This window comes from Niallia sp. FSL W8-0954 (assembly GCF_038005605.1).
Lineage (GTDB): Bacteria > Bacillota > Bacilli > Bacillales > Cytobacillaceae > Niallia > Niallia circulans_A.
Genome location: NZ_JBBOTN010000001.1, coordinates 4,346,700 through 4,366,504, shown reverse-complemented (window position 1 = coordinate 4,366,504; position 19,805 = coordinate 4,346,700). Strand labels below are relative to the sequence as shown.

At 37.8% G+C, this 19,805-nt stretch carries 17 protein-coding genes; 13 read left to right on the top strand and 4 right to left on the bottom strand.

Features of this window, described 5'->3' with window-relative positions:
- Positions 1–397: 397 nt before the first annotated feature.
- A complete protein-coding gene (locus NX902_RS21285; RefSeq protein ID WP_249877717.1) occupies positions 398–2,767 on the top strand; it encodes an immune inhibitor A domain-containing protein in 2,370 nt (789 codons plus the stop codon).
- Between the two features lie 618 nt (positions 2,768–3,385).
- Here the strand turns inward: NX902_RS21285 and NX902_RS21280 are convergent.
- The gene (locus tag NX902_RS21280; protein WP_095329714.1) at positions 3,386–4,240 is read right to left on the bottom strand and encodes a helix-turn-helix domain-containing protein; all 855 of its coding nucleotides are present in this window, start codon (positions 4,238–4,240) and stop codon (positions 3,386–3,388) included.
- A 168-nt stretch (positions 4,241–4,408) separates the two neighbouring features.
- On the opposite strand from NX902_RS21280, the gene gap reads away from it, so the two are divergent.
- Positions 4,409–5,419, top strand: coding sequence for a type I glyceraldehyde-3-phosphate dehydrogenase (gene gap, locus NX902_RS21275; protein WP_095329715.1), 1,011 nt, complete (start codon positions 4,409–4,411; stop codon positions 5,417–5,419).
- Positions 5,420–5,871: 452 nt separating this feature from the next.
- Here gap and NX902_RS21270 read toward each other — a convergent pair whose 3' ends face one another.
- On the bottom strand, positions 5,872–6,069 hold the full coding sequence (locus NX902_RS21270) for a YwbE family protein (protein WP_095329716.1): 198 nt from the start codon (positions 6,067–6,069) through the stop codon (positions 5,872–5,874).
- Positions 6,069–6,266, bottom strand: coding sequence for a hypothetical protein (locus NX902_RS21265; protein WP_095329726.1), 198 nt, complete (start codon positions 6,264–6,266; stop codon positions 6,069–6,071). The genes NX902_RS21270 and NX902_RS21265 overlap by 1 nt, the downstream gene beginning before the upstream one ends.
- Positions 6,267–6,446: 180 nt before the next feature.
- Here NX902_RS21265 and NX902_RS21260 point away from each other — a divergent pair, with 180 nt between their 5' ends.
- The 11 genes from NX902_RS21260 (at position 6,447) to NX902_RS21210 (ending at position 18,759) form a co-directional block, all read left to right on the top strand.
- Positions 6,447–8,501 carry a hypothetical protein gene (locus tag NX902_RS21260; RefSeq protein ID WP_172859199.1) on the top strand — a complete coding sequence of 685 codons (2,055 nt, stop codon included), beginning with the start codon at positions 6,447–6,449 and terminating at the stop codon, positions 8,499–8,501.
- A 247-nt stretch (positions 8,502–8,748) separates the two neighbouring features.
- Positions 8,749–9,861, top strand: coding sequence for an iron-containing alcohol dehydrogenase family protein (locus NX902_RS21255; RefSeq protein ID WP_172859198.1), 1,113 nt, complete (start codon positions 8,749–8,751; stop codon positions 9,859–9,861).
- A complete protein-coding gene (locus NX902_RS21250; protein ID WP_172859197.1) occupies positions 9,851–11,029 on the top strand; it encodes an aminotransferase class I/II-fold pyridoxal phosphate-dependent enzyme in 1,179 nt (392 codons plus the stop codon). Before NX902_RS21255 ends, NX902_RS21250 begins: the two co-directional genes overlap by 11 nt.
- Before the next feature lies 1 nt (position 11,030).
- Positions 11,031–11,861, top strand: a complete 831-nt coding sequence (locus tag NX902_RS21245) for a transporter substrate-binding domain-containing protein (protein WP_172859196.1) — start codon at positions 11,031–11,033, stop codon at positions 11,859–11,861.
- 321 nt (positions 11,862–12,182) lie between these two features.
- Positions 12,183–13,547, top strand: a complete 1,365-nt coding sequence (purB, locus tag NX902_RS21240) for an adenylosuccinate lyase (protein ID WP_164463713.1) — start codon at positions 12,183–12,185, stop codon at positions 13,545–13,547.
- Positions 13,540–14,052 (top strand): GNAT family N-acetyltransferase, encoded by a 513-nt coding sequence (locus NX902_RS21235; protein ID WP_341160974.1) that lies wholly within the window; start codon positions 13,540–13,542, stop codon positions 14,050–14,052. The genes purB and NX902_RS21235 overlap by 8 nt, the downstream gene beginning before the upstream one ends.
- A gap of 6 nt (positions 14,053–14,058) precedes the next feature.
- Positions 14,059–14,856, top strand: a complete 798-nt coding sequence (locus tag NX902_RS21230; protein WP_235850250.1) for a transporter substrate-binding domain-containing protein — start codon at positions 14,059–14,061, stop codon at positions 14,854–14,856.
- A 14-nt stretch (positions 14,857–14,870) separates the two neighbouring features.
- A complete protein-coding gene (locus NX902_RS21225) occupies positions 14,871–15,548 on the top strand; it encodes an ABC transporter permease subunit (RefSeq protein WP_163185361.1) in 678 nt (225 codons plus the stop codon).
- A 12-nt stretch (positions 15,549–15,560) separates the two neighbouring features.
- Positions 15,561–16,301, top strand: coding sequence for an amino acid ABC transporter ATP-binding protein (locus NX902_RS21220; RefSeq protein ID WP_047942103.1), 741 nt, complete (start codon positions 15,561–15,563; stop codon positions 16,299–16,301).
- Positions 16,302–16,304: 3 nt separating this feature from the next.
- Positions 16,305–17,447: an amidohydrolase gene (locus NX902_RS21215; protein ID WP_341161082.1), complete on the top strand. Its 1,143-nt coding sequence runs from the start codon at positions 16,305–16,307 to the stop codon at positions 17,445–17,447.
- Positions 17,440–18,759, top strand: a complete 1,320-nt coding sequence (locus NX902_RS21210) for an MmgE/PrpD family protein (RefSeq protein ID WP_095329728.1) — start codon at positions 17,440–17,442, stop codon at positions 18,757–18,759. The genes NX902_RS21215 and NX902_RS21210 overlap by 8 nt, the downstream gene beginning before the upstream one ends.
- A gap of 66 nt (positions 18,760–18,825) precedes the next feature.
- Here the strand turns inward: NX902_RS21210 and NX902_RS21205 are convergent, their stop codons facing one another.
- A complete protein-coding gene (locus NX902_RS21205; RefSeq protein WP_123258337.1) occupies positions 18,826–19,716 on the bottom strand; it encodes an EamA family transporter in 891 nt (296 codons plus the stop codon).
- Positions 19,717–19,805: the final 89 nt, after the last annotated feature.

Here is a 19,805-nt window from a genome sequence, read left to right as displayed (position 1 = left end):
AGGTATTTGAAGAAGTGTTTGCTTATGAGGGAAGGTATTTTCGCCTTCCCTCTTTTCTATGGGGAGAAAGTGTAATCGGAGGTTGTTTACGTTTTTTTCATGATTTTTAAAGGGAGACAGAGAAATGCTCCTTTCTTTTTTTATTAATATTTTCATATAGTTTGAAAAGCAAAAGAAGGTTATTGCTGGGATTTAATGTTTGTTATTTCCTAGTTAAGACAGTGCTCTAATATATGGAGGAAGCACAATTAGAGATTAGTACGAGATTTGATGTTTGAAAATAATCAATTTTCTGATATAAAAGTACTATTTTGCAAAAATAAAAAGGGGAATTGACTATCAATTTAGAATATTAAGTTTCGTAATATTACATATTGTGTTCAGAGGGGGATTTTTGGTGGTAAAGAAGAAACTCAAAAAAACAGCATTGGCAGCAGTACTTGGAATTAGTACTCTCTCACTAGGGTTATATAGTCCTCCTGAGAAAGCTGCTGCAGAAGCAGCGTATAAAGAGGTTGTCTCCAGTTACGGAGGAGCTCCTATTGATTTAGGCATTGCCAATGATGAACGGATTATTGAAATGCTGAAAAAAGAGGGAAAGTTGGCAAAGCATGCAAGTACTGGTGAAACGGAAAAAGCTTTACAAAAGTATTTACAAGGCAAAGCAGAAGGAGCTAAAAAAGAAACAAAGGATAAATTGCCGAAGGCCTTATCTAAATTAGAAACAAAGGGAGAAAACGAAACATCTAATCATAGTCTCCAAAAGGGAAAAGGAAATAAATTAGGACAGGCAAAGAAAAATACAGTGGAATCTGTCAAAGAGGAAGCATATGAAGGGGAAGTTCGTGAAGATAAGGTTCTCGTTTTAGCGATAGATTTCCCAGATTATAAAAAAAGCTCGATTTCAAAAGATGAGACAGATATGTTCTATGAAGATTACACACATGAGCACTTCCAAAATATGATTTTTGGCGAAGATGGTTATGAAGGTCCGAACGGTGAAAATCTTGTCTCCATGAAACAATTTTATGAAGAGCAATCTGGTGGCAGTTATTCGGTAGAAGGGGAAGTTGCTGGCTGGTATACAGCTGATCATGAGGCCGCTTATTATGGAGGAAATTATCCTGGGGCAGATGATAGTGATGCGCGTCCTCGTGAATTAGTCTATGAAGCATTATCAAAAGCTGCACAAGATCCAAATGTAGACTTAAGTGAGTACGACGTATGGGATCGTGATGATTATGATGGCGATGGTGTATATAATGAGCCAGATGGAATTATCGATCATTTAATGGTTATCCATGCAGGGGTTGGTGAAGAAGCTGGTGGAGGAGCCCTAGGGGGAGATGCTATTTGGTCTCATCGTTGGAATTTAGGAAACCTAGTTGCAGTGCCAGGGGCTACATCTAATAGCGATCGTTTCGGTGGCTTACTTGGTGCATATGATTATACCATTGAACCAGAAGATGGTGCGGCAGGTGTTTTTGCGCATGAATACGGACATGATTTAGGTTTGCCAGATGAATATGATACGCAGTATACTGGCGGCGGTGAAGCTGTGGCTTACTGGTCTATCATGGCTAGTGGCAGCTGGGCCGGAGATGTTCCAGGAACGGAGCCGAGTGGATTTAGTGCATATGCCAAGGAATATTTGCAAGGCGCCCATGGGGGAAATTGGTTAAGCGGCACTACGTTAAATGCAAATGAAATTACAAGTAAAGGAACAGAACTACTGCTGGACGAAGCGGTAACAAAAGGAACAAATAATGACGCAGTGCGTATTAATCTTCCCGATAAAACAACAGATGTAAACACACCGGCAAGTGGGAAATATGAATACTTTAGTGGTAGTGGAAATAATATCGATCATTCTATGAAGACAGCAGTAGATTTGACTAATGCCACAAGTGCCGAGTTGACTTTTAAAACATGGTACGACATCGAGGCTGAATGGGATTATGCATCTATTAAGGTGAATGGTGAGACGATTAAAGGAAATATTACCACAACCGAAAATCCCAACGATCAAAATCCTGGAAATGGGATTACAGGCAGTACCAATGGTGAATGGGTGGATGGAGTCTTTGATTTAAGTGCATATGCTGGACAAAAGGTCGAAATTGAATTTAATTATTGGACCGACGTGGCAGTTGCTAATCCTGGTTTCTATGTAGATGATATCAAAGTAACAGCTAATGGAACGGAAGTATTAACAGATGGTGCAGAAGGGGATTCTTTCTTTGCTTTAGAAGGCTTTAAAAAGGATGAAGGAAAATTCTATTCAAAACATTATTATTTATTAGAATGGAGATCACAAAATGGAGTAGATGAGGGTCTCGCGCATATTCGCCGTGGGGCTAGTCTTATGAGTTATGATCCAGGTCTTGTTGTTTGGTATGTGGATGAGTCATATAGTGATAACTGGACGGGAGCGCATCCAGGAGACGGTTATTTAGGAGTAGTTGATGCAGACCAACATACAAACTACTGGAGTGATGGAACTGTAGGAGCAACCCGTTATCAGTTAAATGATGCTGCCTTTAGTTTAGCTAAATCTAATAAAATGTTTTTAGATTATGCTGCTATTAACGGCACTACATTAAAAGATAATTTTACAAAACGAACTCCACTATTTGATGATAGTGCTGACTACAGCAACCAAGGAAATCTAGAAGCAGGACGCAATATTCCATCGACCGGCTTGAAAATTCGCATAGTTGGTGAAAGCAAAGACGGAACAGTAGGAAAAGTATTATTATATAAATAATAATAAATAGAAGAGGCTGTCTGAAAAGCCCCTAATATAAAGCAAGAGGAGAAAAAGGCACGTTTTTCTCCTCTTGCTTTTCTATTCTGTTCTGTTGATTTCTATCCGAAAGTAGCTGGTGGATGCCTGCTACTTTCAATAGGTTGTGGACCAATGCCACAATATCAAACTCGACATGAACCTTATCGAGCCCCTGTGAATTAGGTAAATATGAATATATTGAAATTCCATTTATAAAGAATAAATGGAGAGCGTGGAATTAGCAGAATTAATTATAGAAAAAAGTAGCTGAGAAGAGAAAAAAACTCTTATTTAATGCCTATCACTCTGAAATTGCAGAACTGCAAAAAGACTATGAAGAATTATGGAAACAGTATTCAAGGCTATTAGACCACCTTGCAAAGTTGGTTGTGCTTTTAGGATTTCGGGCCAATTTGGCCCCAAGTCAAATAAGGAATGAGCCACAGTGAAATGACGCAACATTCGCCGGGTTTGGGGAGCTCCTCAACAAGCTAATTTGAGGATTTTGCTACAAGGAAAATTCTTTAAAATGGGCAAGCGTGTGTACGCTTGCCCTGCTTGCTGATTAGCGAAAGAGGGATATTTACTCCTGCTTGGCTACAGATAACTTGCCAGTTTACGGGAAGTATTTCGGAATGATGTAGGGGACATTCCTTTTTTAGAAGTAAATTGCTTAATAAAATAGGTATCATACTCAAAGCCTGTCGAACGGGCAATTTCATTCAAACTCATGCCAGTATGGGTGAGTAATTCTTCTGCGACTTTTAATCGATAGGATAATAAATATGACATTGCAGTACAGTTACATCGTTTATGAAATAATTTATTGAGTGAAACACGGTTTAGGTGAGCACATTGTGTTAAATCATCGAGAGTAATTTTATTGGCGTAATTAGTGTGTATATATTCTAAAACCGTATCAACAGGAGACTGTCCATTTTCCGAATTTAAGCTTTCAATTAAGCTTAACATTTGAATAAGATTTTTTTTGATTCTGCAAACCCACAGTGAATCGCTTTGAGCAAATACTTCTGTTCCAATAATAAAAAACCAATCTAATAATTTTGGAAATGCTTTTGTGGTAATAAAGGGTACGCCTGTATGTGTGCTGTCTCTTTGAAATAAAGATAATCCTGTGTGTATTTTTAGATTGGGCATAAAATAATCTTCTGTTTTTGAAATTGGAATTGTACTAAGAAAATCTGGGTCAAAGCTGAACGATTGTGCTGATACTTTCTCTCTTTCAAAAACTTGTATCTCATCAGTTTGTGACAAACAGATTATCCCAGGTGCAGAAATTGCAATAGGTAGATTATTCAGCATTCCTTTTATACTCCCACTGGTGACAAATACTATAGTAAATCGATTCTGGTATGGTAACTCTTTAAAATTTTCTATGGCAAAGAAATCTATATTAACGATCCTTTTTTTATAGCGATCTATTTGTGGCATAATACTCTCCTTACAGATAGTATAGTTGAATGCTTCGTTTATTACATTGTACCAAAGAATCGCGAGATATAGAATATTGATGTAGCACAAGGGTAATATCATATTAACCAGCTTTTTACTATTAAAGTTATGTAAAATGATTTTAATTAACAAGGAGGAAAATAAATTATGGCAGTAAAGGTTGCAATTAACGGATTTGGACGTATTGGCCGACTTGCTTTCAGACAAATGTTCTCTGCAGAGGGTTATGAGGTAGTAGCAATTAATGACTTAACCAGTCCACAGATGTTGGCTCATTTATTAAAGTACGATTCTGCGCAGGGAAGATATGCTTTAGCTGATAAGGTGGAAGCGAAAGAAAGTTCTATTGTGGTAGCAGGCAAAGAAATTGAAATTTATGCTCAAAAGGATCCTAAAAATCTTCCTTGGAGTAAGCATGACGTAGATGTGGTTTTAGAATGTACAGGATTTTTTACATCAAAAGAAAAAGCATCAGCCCATATTGAAGCAGGAGCTAAAAAAGTTGTTATCTCCGCTCCAGCTGGAAATGATCTGCCCACAATTGTTTATGGAGTAAACGAAAATGTTTTGAACAAAAATGATACGGTTATTTCAGCTGCTTCATGCACAACAAATTGTTTGGCTCTGATGGTTGATGTACTTGATGAATTGGCTCCAATTGAAAAAGGATTCATGACAACAATTCATGCGTATACAGGTGATCAAATGACTCTTGACGGTCCTCATGCAAAGGGCGACCTACGAAGAGCTCGCGCAGCCGCTTTAAATATCGTACCAACTTCTTCTGGTGCTGCCAAAGCAATAGGACTGGTAATTCCAAAATTAGAGGGGAAATTAGACGGTGTATCTCAACGTGTGCCAGTACCAGCTGGTTCAGTGACAGAGTTAGTCGCTGTCGTCAATAAGACGGTAAAGAAAGATGATATAAATACTGCTATGAAAGCGGCATCTTCTGATTCATTTGGATATACAGAGGAACAGTTGGTATCCTCTGACATAATCGGTATAACATATGGTTCATTATTTGATGCAACACAGACAAAGGTTACTTCACTTCCTGATGGGAAGTCTTTAGTGAAAGTTGTGGCATGGTACGATAATGAAAATTCGTATACAAGCCAAATGGTTAGAACAATTAAATATTTTGCTGAACTATAGTCTGTTGCTTAATAAGGTATGGCACTAAGAACTTGTGAGAAGTCCTCAATATCTTTTGCCTTTTAATACACGCTGGATTCTGCATTGGGAAGTTGGATCACTGCGTATTAAAAGCAAATGGCATTTTTGAGCTAAATCAAAGCCGCCATAACTTAGTAAATTAAGAGGGTGTAATTAATGCCCCTTCTTTTTGTATATATGCTTGCGGCTTTAGGACAGGAGGTTTTTATGTATTCAAAGTTGCTGTTTTATTTTGGGAAGGAACCGTTACCCAGCTGTAACGGTTTAGCCTAGATGAAGCTGCCATACTTTATAAATTCAAAATAAATATCAAAATGATGACCAGTCAGTGTGGTCATTTTTTATTCAACATCTTTCATGCAAAATTTGTGCAGGGATGTTTTTTTGTACTTTTTGTTCATTGGCAGCATATGGGACATCCCCTCCCTTTGTTATTTTTCTTTAATTAACTGTACACGGCCTACTTGTCCATCTTCTAGGCGAACCTTAATTCCATGGGGATGGGAGGGAGACTTTGTTAATATATCTTTTACAATGCCTGCTGTTCGTTTCCCGGTTCTTTGATCTTGTTTTAGTACTATTTCAACAGGTGTGCCTGGTGTTATGTCTTTGCGATTCTGACCGTTCATTATACACCCATGCGTTTTCTTTGGTTATTTGGCTTTTTTGTTAACTGGCTTTTCATTTTTTGCATTTTTTGATTGCCACTCAAACTTGCTTTTCCGCCTTGTCCTTGCTGTGCTTTATTTGCCAGCTGCTGCTTCATGGCTTCTTGTAAGCTAATTTTCTTTTTACCTTCTTGTTCCCTTGTCTGCTTATCGTTCATATCGCTCACGGATTTTTCCTCCATTATTATCGAAATAAAGTTCCTCCCTTATCATAACATCAATCGGGTGTCAGGCACCATAAAAAGACAGAAGCCAAAGGATGTTCACTTCAGAAGGACAATTTTTCTGCAAACATATTCTCTTCTTTTTCTGAATAGGTTGTAAGAGAACAGAAATGGATGGTGGTAACGATGGATCTGCCGGTTATTTTAGCTGGGCCATTGGTGCGCAGAGTGGAGGAAACATCAGCTTATCTTTGGATAGCTTTAAGTGGAAAATATCAATTGAACGCCAATCTATACGCGATTCACTTCAATCAAACGACAAAAGAGTTTGAATACCAGCCGTTTGACATTCAGTCGGATATACAAGTATGTCGATTAGGAAAAAACTTATATATTTATTTAATCAAACTTCAGCCTATCTCCCAAAATTTTCCCACCCAAACATTGTTAGGATACAATCTAGTATTTAAAAAAGGCGAAACAAGCTATGATTTAAGTGATTTTGGATTATTAGCAGCTGATAGTCCAGTCTCTATTTGTTATGGAAACTTACAATATCCCACTTTCTTCATACCAGCAACGGCTGAAAAAAACATCTTATATGGTTCTTGCCGTAAACTGCACGGAATTGGCAAGGATGCTCTTAGTCTCGGAGATGCCAAACTACAGGAGGAATACTTTCAGTTAGAAAAAAGGCCGAGTGCGCTCTTTTTGATAGGGGATCAAATTTATGCCGATGATGTTCCAGCGCCAGCTGCCCCCATTCTATTCGCATTAGGCAAGCTATTAATGGGCAAAGAAGAGCCTATAAAGGAATTGTGCGAGACAGAGGATGATAAAAATACTGCTTTTGATATTACCATCAGCCAGATAAATGGAAGACGAGAGATAATAAAGGAATACTGCCAATTTACTTCGCGAAAAGCGGATAATCACCTTCTGTCCATGGGAGAGTATGCAGCGATGTATATCTTAAGCTGGAATACAGAGATATGGGACATGGCAACCGGGGCAGGGTATTTAAAAGACTTCGATGACTATTTAGAAGATAACCAGATTCATATACAGATAGGGGCGGATCAGGCAAAAGAGTATGAAAGAAAAATAAGCAGTCTAAAAAGAGCATACAGTCAGCAGCAAAAAGATATAACCTCATTCCAGCAATCTTTGCCAAAGGTGCGCCGCTTGTTGGCGAATATTCCCACCTACATGATATTCGATGACCATGATGTAACAGATGATTGGAATATAACGAAAGAATGGCAGGAGAAAGTAGCTTGTTCTCCGCTTGGAAACCATGTTATCGCTAATGCACTAACAGCCTATTGGGCTTTTCAGGGATGGGGGAATAATCCAGCTGCTTTCCCAGCTTCCTTTTTTCGCAAAATAAGCAAGTATACCAAAAGACTAACCGTAAATACACAGACGTATACAGAGTGGCTGCATATGATGTTAACATTTCGTGCATGGAGTTTTGTTGCGCCAACCAATCCAAGAAGCCTTGTATTAGACACTCGGACAAAACGGGCCTATCCACAAGAACGAACCTATGTTGTGGGTAGTATGTTGAAACAGCGGACAAATGGCCCGAATTTAATCCGCAAAAAAGAATGGGATTATTTATCGGAACTCTTATTATCAAGTGGATGGCAGCAGCAAACACCGTTAGTCATTATCTCTGCTACCCCCTTATATGGCGTTCATTTGATTGAATCCTTTTTAAAAAATGTCATCATGCCCCTTACTGCGGTCCTTCCATCGCTACAAAAAAGCTTAGATTTAGAATGGTGGAAATTTAACGGCAGAGGATTCTCCTTTTTTCATCAACAAATAGCAGAATGGAACCCAAGTGAATGTCTTATTCTTTCTGGTGATGCTCATATGGCCTCTGCCATCGAAGTAGAAGTATATTTCCAGCAAGAACAAAAACGGATTCTACATCAATTTACAAGCAGCCCCATTAAAAATCAGTCTTTTGAAGGATTATCTGGTTTTACATTAAAAAGAATTCTCGAATTTAGACAAAGTCGTACGAAGGAAAAGAAAATATCCCGCTATTGCGGACATGATTATTTAATTCAAGAAAAGGAAGCAGATGTCCCTTTTCTGTGGAAAGAAATAATTGCCCATCAAGTATTGGCGAATGGTTCATTGATTGATACAAAGAATAATTTAGGCTGGCTAGCTTTCGATAAAAATGGGTTTAATCATCGTTTTTTAAGAAAATAATCAAGTTATTGTATAAAGAGCACTTCTTTTTTACTTCCTTTTGCATATTGCTATTGTAAAAGAAGAAAGGAAAAAGGAGAAAGAGCTCTTTTTTTTAACTATTAGTCACTAGTCGATCTAAGATTTTTAAAGTTGTTATAGATTAGAAAATTCAGAAAAGTGCGGTTGCTAATTCCGAGTAAGTGTATTAGAATAATAGAAAATTAAACTCTTTACAAGATAAAGGGAAGGTTCAGGAGGTTAATCATTGATCGATTTAGTGCATCGTTTTGGCCCTCAAAATTATTATCATTATTCAGGAGTAATTAATACACTACCGAAGTTTTTGGAAGATAACCATTTACAATTTCCATTAGTAATTCATGGGGAAAAGTCGTGGCAGGCAGTTCAACCATATTGGCCCGAAACTGAATTTCAGCATCCCTATAAAAAAATTTTGTTTGCTGGTGAATGTAGCTATGAAGAAATAGACCGAATAGGGAGCGAAGTCATACACCATCAGCATGATGCCATAATAGGAGTTGGAGGAGGTAAGCTTTTAGATACGGTAAAGGCGGTAGCTAGTAAAGCAAAAATACCTTGTATCTTAATTCCTACATTGCCTTCCAACTGTGCTAGCTTTACTCCAATCAGCATTGTTTATTCTGCTGAAGGAGACCATCTTGGTACGATACGGCATAGTCAATCAAATTATATGGTAATGGTTGAACCAGAATTATTAGTAAATGCACCAATCGAGCATTTAACTTCTGGTATTGGTGATACCTTGGCTAAATGGTATGAAAGTAAAATTCGTTTTAATAAATTAACAAGTGAAGAAATAACCATTCTATTGGAACTGTCTCATACTGCTGCTAAGCAATGTCGAGATAATATTTTAAAATGGGGGGAAGCTGCTGTTCAAGCAGCTGAAGCTAAAAAGAGCAATGCAGATTTCTCCCGCATGATTGATACGATTTATGCAGTAGCCGGTCTTGTTGGTGGTTTAGGAGGGAAATTTGGGCAAAGCGTTGGCGCACATGCCTTTAATTACGGATATGTCAGTTTGGGGAAAAAGGGACATTTACATGGCAGTCTTGTTGCGTATGGAATATTATTCCAGTTGGGTTTAGAAGAAAATTATGAAGAAATAAAACAATTAGTTCCTTTATACAAAAAATTGAAGTTGCCAATATGCTGGAGAGATTTGCATTTATCCCCTGAGAAAGGGGACCTTGATAAAATGGCTGATCAAATCTTAAGACCATCCTCTAGAATTTATGCATTGCCAATGGAGCTAACCAAGCAAAGCGTAATAGATGGTCTGCAAAAATTAGAAGCATTTATTACGGAAAATGAGGTGGGGTTAAATGCATTTTGATTGCTCGGAACGTCTGGGAAAATTAAAGCCGAAATATTTAGTCGTTCAAAACAAACGGATAAAAGAACTCCAGCAATCAGCTAAGCAGGTAATTAATCTGGGAAGAGGAAATCCGGATCAGCCAACATTCCCCCGTATTGTGGAGTGTCTGCAAGAAGCCATCCATGATAAGAAAAACCATGGTTATCCACCATATGGAGGAAAACAAGTGTTTAAAGAAGCCATTGTGGCTTTTTACCGAAAGGAGTATGGAGCAAATCTTTCGCCTAATCAGGTGGCGATCATGAATGGTTCTACAATCGCCTTATCTGGGTTAGCACAATCCCTTTTAAACCCCGGGGATATCGCGTTAGTTCCTGATCCTGGTTTCTTTGGGTACCAAGCGGCCGTTGAGTTGGCAGGTGGAGAACCGTTTTTCGTGCCGATTAGCGAGAAAAATAATTTTTTAGTTGATTATTCAAGCATCCCGGAGGAAGTCAGTCAAAGAGCGAAGATTCTATTTTTAAATTATCCAAATAATCCCACAGGGGCAAATGCCACAAGGAAATTTTTCGAAGAAACGATTACATATGCCAATAAATACGAAATTGCAGTCATTCATGATTTTGCTTATGCAGATATCTACTATACGGATGAAAAGCCAATCAGTTTTTTATCTATTCCTGGAGCAGTTGAAGTAGGAGTGGAAATTTACACCTTTTCCAAAACGTTTAATATGGCTGGTTGGCGGAGTGGATTTACGGTCGGGAATGAATCGCTTATTAAACATCTAAGCGCCTATTTACAAAATGCCGTTGGAGGTGTTTTTGGTGGAATACAGGATGCATCTGTGTTTGCTCTATTACATCAGCAGGCCGAACGTAATGCTTTAAGAGAGTTATATCATGAGCGGCAATTGTTAGTTGAATCTTTTTTAAAAACACTAGATTGGGAGTATGTTGCCCCACAAGGTACATTCTTCCTTTGGGCTAAAGTCCCGTTACCAATAAATTCGATTGAATTTGCCGACCAATTACTAGAGGAGGCATTGGTAGCCGTGGTTCCGGGCAGTATATATGGCAAAAACGGAGAGGGATGGATTCGCATTAGTTTGGTGACCTCTTTGGAACAATTGAAAGAATCATTTGAGCGAATAAAGAGATTTTTACTAAGGAAGCGGGGGTATTAAAATGAAGAACTTTCTAAAGCTTAATGCACTTTTTATTTTTGTTATTTCTATAAATCTATTAGCTGCTTGTAGTAATTCTACTAATTCTCAAGAAGAATCAACGAAAACTGCTAGTAAAAGCGAAACTTCAGATGAAAAAGTTATTCGCGTTGGCGCAACTGGTCAAAGTTTTCCAAACTCTTATCAAGAGGATGGAAAATTAATCGGATTTGATGTAGAAGTACTTGAAACGATTGCAAACAATTTAGGGTATAAAGTGCAATGGACACTGGCAGGCTTTGAAGGGTTAGTAGGGCAGCTTGGAGTTGGAAAACTGGATACGATTGCTAATGCCTTTGAATATACAGAGGAAAGGGCAGAACAATATAATTACTCGACAACTTATTCTTATACAAGTACAGGGATTGCTGTTCTTAAAGATAGTCCTTATGATTCTGTAAAAGATTTAAATGGACAAACAGTTGCTGGTGTATTGGGTTCAAATAAAATTAATGTACTAGAAGATTATGTGAAGAAAAACGGATTAGATATTGAAGTCAGACAATATGAAACAAGAGATGGTCCACAATCAGATACAATTAAGGGTGCTGTAGCAGGTTATGTCCAAGGAAAGCCAATTTTGCAAGCAACAATAAATAAATCGAAATTACCACTGAAAATATTAGAAGATGACTTAAAGAAATCAGAAATTGGTTTCCCGTTTGCAAAAACAGAACAGGGGGATGCATTAAGAAAAGTGTTTAATGCAGAAATAGAAAAGCTGAGAGCGGATGGAACACTAGCTGAAATCTCAGAAAAATATTATGCAGATGATATTACCTCTGAGGATTAACGAGAAGTTTAATTGATTAAGTAGAAGGAAAAGAATTTCTATTAAATAGTGTATAGGCTTCTTCTTGTAGAAGGAGCCTAATTACATTTTGCCGTTTTAAATTGCGAGTTTAGAACGTCTTTTTTTGCTCAATTATAAATGCCTGCAACACTAAAAAAATATAATCTAATAAATGCAATCAAATGAAAATTATAAATAATTGAAAAAAAGTGTGGGATTAACCACTTGGAATATGTTAGAATAGTCAATAATTCGGATTAGTTTTGTTGGAATTAATTATTTGATAATTTAAATAATATTGGTACTAGGAGAGGATAGGAAATGGGTTCACATGTAGTAGCTTTAAAAATGCTGCAGAACAATTTTAGTACAGAAGAAATGCGTTCTGTGTGGGATGATGAAAATAGATTACAGAAGATTTTGGATGTAGAAGCAGCATTAGCATTAGCAGAAAGTGAGTTAGGAATCATTCCAAAGGAAGCTGGAAGAGCTATAAAGGACGCTGCAAAGATAGAAAATTTTGATATTGAAGAAATTGCAAAGGAGTCTGCTAAACTAAAACATTCCTTAATGGCTACAGTTAACCATTTGCAGAAACTATCAGGCGATTATGGAGAATATGTTCATTATGGTGTAACAACACAGGATGTAACGGATACAGCGATGATTCTTCAATTGAAGGAAGCAGATGAAATCATAAGAAGAGATACAAAAAAAGTAGCAGAGCTTCTAATTGGTTTAGCATCTAAGTATAAGAAAACGCCGATGCCAGCAAGAACACACGGAATGCAAGGACTGCCAACCACATTTGGCTTTAAGCTCGCAGTCGTTTTGAGTGAGTTTGAACGTCATCTAGATAGATTAAAGAGCGTCCAGTCGCGTATTTTCACAGGTGTTCTTGCTGGTGGTGTTGGTACATACGCCGCTTTAGGAAGTATAGGACCAAAAATTGAAGAACGGGCATTAGAAATTTTAGAACTTAATGCGCCAAAGATTTGCTGGCATTCTTCACGTGACCGAATTTCGGAGTATGGCTCAGCGCTAGGGCTAATAAGTGGTTCATTAGGAAAGCTGGGAAATGAATTCTATAACTTAATGCGGACAGAAATCGACGAAGTGGAAGAGCCGTTTTCAGCAGGAAATGTGGGCTCAACTACGATGCCGCATAAACGTAATCCAGCTATTTTTGAAGGAATTGCCAGTCTAACAAAACCTATCTTACATAGTGTTGCCCTATTGCATGAATCATTAGTGATGGAACATGAAAGGGATGCGATGAGCTGGAGAAGTGAATGGATAGCTTTACCAGAAATTTGTTTATATTTATCCTCTCAATTGAAAAGTATGATAACCGTTCTTGAGGGGCTTGTAGTGAAGCCTGAGAACATGCTGAAAAACTTGGAACGATTAGGTGGACTGATTTTATCAGAACGTGTCATGTTTGCTTTATCAGAAAAAATAGGTAAACAAACTGCCCATCATCTTATATATGAAATCGCAATGGAATCAGCTGAACAAAAAATTCCATTTAAAAAATTACTTGGTCAGAATGAAAAGGTGGCTGCTGTATTGACAGAAGACCAAATTAATCAGCTATTAGATCCTAGTCAATATATTGGCTTAGCCAGTGAGAAGGTAGATGAAGTAATTGCTTCGATTAGAAATGGAGGGCTTTTAAGTGAGTAATTTATCTTTTCATCAAGCAACATCCAAAGATATTCCCGAATTACTTGATCTATCTCTAAGAGGATATGCCTCTATTCGAGAGTTGGGAATTCACTTTGCTGCTGCAACAGCAGATGTAGAATTGGTAGAAAAGAATATCAAGGAAAATATATGCTTCTATTTACGAGATGAAGGCAAAATGGTTGCTACTGCTTCTGTTCGCATGCCATGGAGCGGTCATCCTGGTCCGTTTGAAATTCCCCATATTTGGTGGGTTGCAGTTGCACCAGAAGAAAAAAGAAAAGGATATGCAAGCAAAATCCTTCATTATGTGGAGGAGAGTTTTTTAAGAGATACTCTTCATTGTCCATCTGTATCGCTTGGCACGGCGAAAGAGCATCCTTGGCTTAGAGAAATGTATGAAAAACGAGGATACAAAAAGGTTGGAGAGACGGATTTAGGGAAAGGCCATATTACAATCTATTTAGAAAAATTACTTTTAGCAAAATTATATAAGAAAAGGTAGGAATTGATAATGTTTAAGAAAATAACTGTAATCATGAGTATAGCATTTTTACTATTATTATCTGCTTGCAGCGGAACAGATAATAAAACTGAAAATGGGGAATCTTCGAAGGAGCAAAAAACACTTCGTGTAGGTTCAACCGCACAAAGTTATCCAAATGGATATGAGGAAAATGGTAAATTAGTAGGTTTTGATATAGAAGTATTAGAGAAAATCGCTGAAAACTTAGGCTATCAAGTGGAGTGGGTTAGATCAGACTTCGCTGGTTTAATGGGACAATTAGAAACAAAAAAAATTGATACAGTGGCAAACTTTGTTGCAGTTACAGATGAAAGAAGAGAAAAGTATCAGTTTTCAGAGCCATATGCGTATGCAGGTGCTACCATTGTTACAAATAAAGACAATGCATATGATAGTTTAGATGATTTAAAGGGCAAAACAGTATCCGGAGTATTAGGATCGAACAATGTGAAGAACTTAGAAAATTTTGATCCTGACATCATCCCTAAAACATATGAGAACCGAGATGGTGCAATGAATGATGCGATTAATAAACGTGTTGATGGTTATGTTAACTCTAAATCTTCTTTAATCGCAGAAATTGAAAAAGGGAATTTGCCATTGAAGTTTGTAGGAGAGCCGTTTGTGTATGAAGATGTTGCTTTTCCGTTCCTTAAAAATAAAGATGGAGAAGCTTTGGCAGAAGCATTTAATGCGGAAATAAAAAAATTACGTGAGGATGGTACCTTAACAGAAATATCGAAGAAATATTTTGCAGACGAGGATATCACCGTTAAGGAATAGTTTGGAGGTCCAGTATGAATCTTGATTTAGATTTTCCATATTTAGTTGATATATTACCAGAACTGTTGGAATTCATACCGCTTACTTTATTTCTTGCTGTTCTATCCATGGTTTTTGCGATCATTGGCGGATTGATTTTAGCTGTGATATCCAGATCGAATATTCCTGTATTAAAGCAGCTTGCTGCTGTATATATTTCGTTCTTTCGTGCCATTCCCACATTGGTTCAATTATTTTTAATTTACTATGGGCTGCCACAAATTTTTCCAGCTCTAAGTGCGATGACTGCTATAACAGCAGCAATCTTAGGGCTTAGTTTAAAACAAGCAGCGTTTTTGGCAGAAATATTTCGTGCTGCATTGAATTCAGTTGACAAGGGACAGGTGGAAGCTTGTTTATCAGTTGGTATGACAAAAGTGCAAGCCTTCCGGAGAATTGTTTTACCTCAAGCGACACGAAATGCTATTCCTGCAACAAGTAATATTTTTATTGGTTTAATTAAAGAAACCTCTTTAGCGTTTACTTTAGGAGTAGTGGAGCTTTTCGCGCAAGGGAAAATAATTGCTGCTAGTTCTCTTAAATTTTTTGAAACCTATTTGGCTTTAGCGCTGCTTTATTGGGTGTTAATTATTCTTGTTACCTTCGTTCAGCGGGCTATTGAAAAAAGAATGGAAAAACCGTATTTATCATAAAGGAGTAGTAGGATGATAGCTGTTACAAATCTAAAAAAGAGGTTTGGAGAGAACATAGTATTAGATGGTGTTAATTTACAAGTTAATCGTGGAGAAGTGTTGGCTATTATCGGCCCGTCTGGATCTGGAAAGTCAACATTGCTCCGGTGTCTGAATTTATTAGAGATGCCTGATGAAGGGACTATTCATATAGGCGAGACAAATGTAAATGTACAAAAAATGGGGCGGAAAGATATTCATCAACTTCGCCAAGAAACAGCGATGGTGTTTCAAAACTATAACCTTTTTAAGAATAAAACCGCCTTGCAAAACGTTACGGAATCCTTGATTGTTGCCAAGAAAATGAATAAACAAGATGCGGAGAAATTAGGGAAAGAACTTTTAGTGAAGGTAGGGCTTGAGGATAAGTTTCATCAATACCCTGCCACATTATCAGGCGGGCAGCAACAACGCGTGGGTATTGCTAGAGCACTCGCTGTTAAGCCGTATGCCATTTTATTTGATGAACCAACTTCAGCCCTTGATCCAGAATGGGTTTCAGAAGTGCTGCAAGTTATAAAAGATATTGCACAACAAAATACAACCATGATTATTGTGACCCATGAAATGAAATTTGCGGAAGAAGTGGCTGATAGAGTGATTTTTATGGCAGATGGAAATATCATTGAAGAGAATGAGCCGAAAGAATTATTTCATCATCCACAAAATATAAGAACAAAACAATTTTTAAAAACTTTAGAAAGAGATGAATAATAAATCATGAACATGTCTCCTGAACTATTAAACGATTTAATTGTCAAACGAAGATATTTGCATGAGCATCCAGAGCTAGCTTTTGAAGAATTTCATACAACGGAATTGATCAAAAAATGGTTAACAGAACAGGGTATTGCCATTGTTGAACTTGGTCTAGAAACAGGAGTTGTTGCGGAAATAAAGGGAGCGTTTGCGGGACCAACCATTGCTATTCGGGCAGATATTGATGCCTTGCCGATAATAGAAGAAACAGATGTTGCATTTAAATCAAAAAATGAAGGGAAAATGCATGCCTGTGGTCATGATTTCCATACAACTGCTATTTTAGGAGCAGCGATTCTAATCAATAGTCAAAAGGACAAATTACATGGAAATGTAAGATTTATTTTTCAGGCTGCCGAGGAAATTGCTCAAGGTGCAAAGAAATTTGTAGAAAAAGGAGCAATAGAAGGAGTAGAAGCTATTTTTGGAATGCATAACAAACCTGATTTGCCAGTAGGAACGATAGGGGTAAAATCAGGTGGACTTATGGCAAGTGTAGATAAATTTAGTTTAAGGTTTATCGGTGTCGGAGGTCATGCTGGTATACCACATCGTGCTATTGATCCGATTGTTATGGCTAGTCAATACGTAACAGCAGTTCAGTCAATTGTCGCAAGAAGAATGGATTTGTTTGATAATGTAGTAGTCAGTATCACAAGCATCCATGGAGGAAATACATGGAATGTCATTCCAGATGAAGTCAAACTAGAAGGTACTGTTCGAACATTTCAGCCTAAAGCTCGTGAGGCAGTTCCGACAATAATGAAAAAGCTAGCGGAGTCTATTGCAGAAGGAAATGGTGGTTCGGTTGAATTTGTTTGGGATGATTATCTTCCCGTGGTAAACAATCATCAAGATTATGAAGATATTGTCCGAGCCACAGTTTTGGATGCAGGGTATAATGTCGTCGATGCTGTGCCAAGTGCCGGTGGGGAGGATTTTGCGTTTTATCAAAACTATATTCCTGGATTTTTCGTATGGATGGGAGTGGATGGACCCCAAGAATGGCATCACCCAAAGTTTGATTTAAAGGAAGATGCTATTAAAGTGGCCGCTGAATTTTTTGCTAAGCTCGCGGAGAATATTTTGAAAAATGACTGATTTAACAAAAGCAATAGTCGACTTGATTCAATCCTCTCCGTCTTATCAGGAGCTTACTAATGAGACAAAAGAGAATTTGGAAAAGGGAGTATTCGATTATTTTCTGTCGTGTTTTGCTAGTGTGAGGTTTGACATGAATTTTTCCACTGTTTTACATACTGCTATTTATCCTACTGAAGAGGGAGCAGCAGTAGTAGGCACTGATTTAAAGGTTCACCCATTTGATGCTTGTTTAATTAATGGGTATTCTGCACATGCATTAGATTTAGATGATGTTCATTCTGAGATTAGAGGACATCCGTCTGCGATTATTTTGAGCTTATTACATGCCCTAATAGAAAAGAAGCGTGATAGAGACCGCTTCTATGAAGCCTATTTAATAGGAATAGAGACGATGAAGTGCTTTGCACAACTATTAGGTGCACAGCATTATGAAAAAGGGTTCCATACAACTGCAACTGCGGGAATTTACGGAGCAGTTGCAGCTGGAGCCCATTATTTACATTTCGACACAGAGAAATTCTCACAAGCTATTAATTTATGCGTATCTAAATTAAGTGGTTCCCGAAGTCAATTTGGAACAATGGTTAAACCGCTGCATGCTGGTCTAACAGCCCAAAGTGCTTGGCAGATTCTTCATTTTGTTGATAAGGGAATTGTCGGAAGTGCTAATACCATTCAAGCTAAAAATGGTGTACTTTCTATGTATGTGGAGCAAAGCGGAAATCCATTCGAGGTTTTTGAAAAGTGGGGAGAACCTTGGACAATAGATAAACCAGGATTATGGTTCAAATTATATCCATGTTGTTCTGCAAATGCCCATGCCATTGAGGCCATTCAGAATATACAGGCACAAAGAAATTTTACTGTTGAAGAGGTTACTTCTGTCGATTTGTACTTCCCTCCCAATGGTGATGCTGCATTAGTTTACACTTCCCCAACGAATGGAGAACAGGGTCGTTTTAGTGTAGAATACTGTGCTGCTTTATTATTAAAGGGTGAAGCATTATCTATTGAAAATTTTTCTGTCAATCAAATTGCCGATGAAATTCAAGCAGGAATAAAAAAAATTCATCGAAAGTATGATCCCGCAATTCCAGTAAAAGAAATTAGTTATCCAAAAGGTAGATATTGTATAGCTAAAGTTATGTTAAAAGATGGTCAACAGTTGGTCTCTAGAGTAGATGCGCCGACAGGTTCACCAGGTAAGCCACTTAAAATGCAGGATTTAGCTAGTAAAGCGAACACATTATTAGGCGAACAAGCCAATACACTAAACAAGTACTTTGCTGCAGGAATAGAAGGCTGGTAACAGAGGGACGGTTTTTGTGAGGTCATTTGACCTACAAGAACCGTCTTTTTATTTAGGAGAGACTCCTTAATACTCCGTTACTATTTTTGCTTTGGAAAGCCTAACATTACTAAACGCGATTCCTCCTAATATTAGGGCAACACCGATCCATTGCAGCATGCCAACTTGTTCTCTTAAAACGAGTGCTGACATAGAGACAGCTACTGGAAGCTCAGAAGCTGTTAAGATAGTGCCAAGTCCTGGTCCAATTTGTGGCATTCCAATAGAATAGAGCAGAGGCGGAAGAACTGCACCGAAAACTCCAAGCAGCAATCCATATGGTGCTACCCCTATTAATGTGGAGAAATCCATTAAATAAACCGGTGGAAATACTAGAAAAACAACGAATAATCCACCTAAGGAAAGAAGCCCGCTCTTTAGGAGAGGAGCGGTGTTCTTTCCAACAGATCCGCTAAGAAAAATAAAAGTAGCAAAGGTGAAGGCAGAAAGTAATCCCCAACCGGCACCTTGCCAGGAAATATCCATGCCCCCTTCTAAAGAAATGCCTCCAGCGAGGACAGAGCCGAATAGAAGAATAATAATCGAGATGACCTTCTCCTTTGTAGGCTTTTTCTTATAAATAACCATTTCGAAAAGCGTGCCAATCCAAACAAATTGAAACAGTAAAATAATTGCAAGAGAAGCATTTATTGTTTGTAAGGATTGATAATAGAAAATTCCTGTCATCCCAAACGGGATACCAGATAATAAGAGTTTAATAGCTTGCATGCGCGTTACTTTATATTTCTTTGTAAATAATACAAGAATCCATGTAATGGCAGTACCAAATAAATATTGTGCTCCTGTTACTTCAGCTGCCGAAAATCCAGCAGCATAGGCAAGTTTAACAAATGTAGACAAAATTCCATAACAGCAGCCACCTAAAAAAACGATTAAAGCATAATTCCATTTTGCCAAAATAAATTTCCTCCTTTTCAACATAAAAAGCCACACAATTGTCAAAAGACAATCGTGTGGCGAAAATAGAGTTTCCTCTAGAAAAATCC

Excerpts from the sequence above, each read along its gene's own strand:
- NX902_RS21245 (WP_172859196.1), top strand. The coding sequence starts at position 11,031 with ATGAAGAACTTTCTAAAGCTTAATGCACTTTTTATTTTTGTTATTTCT.
- NX902_RS21265 (WP_095329726.1), bottom strand. The coding sequence starts at position 6,266 with ATGAACGATAAGCAGACAAGGGAACAAGAAGGTAAAAAGAAAATTAGC.
- NX902_RS21250 (WP_172859197.1), top strand. The coding sequence starts at position 9,851 with ATGCATTTTGATTGCTCGGAACGTCTGGGAAAATTAAAGCCGAAATAT.
- purB (WP_164463713.1), top strand. The coding sequence starts at position 12,183 with ATGGGTTCACATGTAGTAGCTTTAAAAATGCTGCAGAACAATTTTAGT.
- NX902_RS21225 (WP_163185361.1), top strand. The coding sequence starts at position 14,871 with ATGAATCTTGATTTAGATTTTCCATATTTAGTTGATATATTACCAGAA.
- NX902_RS21220 (WP_047942103.1), top strand. The coding sequence starts at position 15,561 with ATGATAGCTGTTACAAATCTAAAAAAGAGGTTTGGAGAGAACATAGTA.
- NX902_RS21270 (WP_095329716.1), bottom strand. The coding sequence starts at position 6,069 with ATGAACGGTCAGAATCGCAAAGACATAACACCAGGCACACCTGTTGAA.
- NX902_RS21280 (WP_095329714.1), bottom strand. The coding sequence starts at position 4,240 with ATGCCACAAATAGATCGCTATAAAAAAAGGATCGTTAATATAGATTTC.
- NX902_RS21260 (WP_172859199.1), top strand. The coding sequence starts at position 6,447 with ATGGTGGTAACGATGGATCTGCCGGTTATTTTAGCTGGGCCATTGGTG.
- NX902_RS21210 (WP_095329728.1), top strand. The coding sequence starts at position 17,440 with ATGACTGATTTAACAAAAGCAATAGTCGACTTGATTCAATCCTCTCCG.
- gap (WP_095329715.1), top strand. The coding sequence starts at position 4,409 with ATGGCAGTAAAGGTTGCAATTAACGGATTTGGACGTATTGGCCGACTT.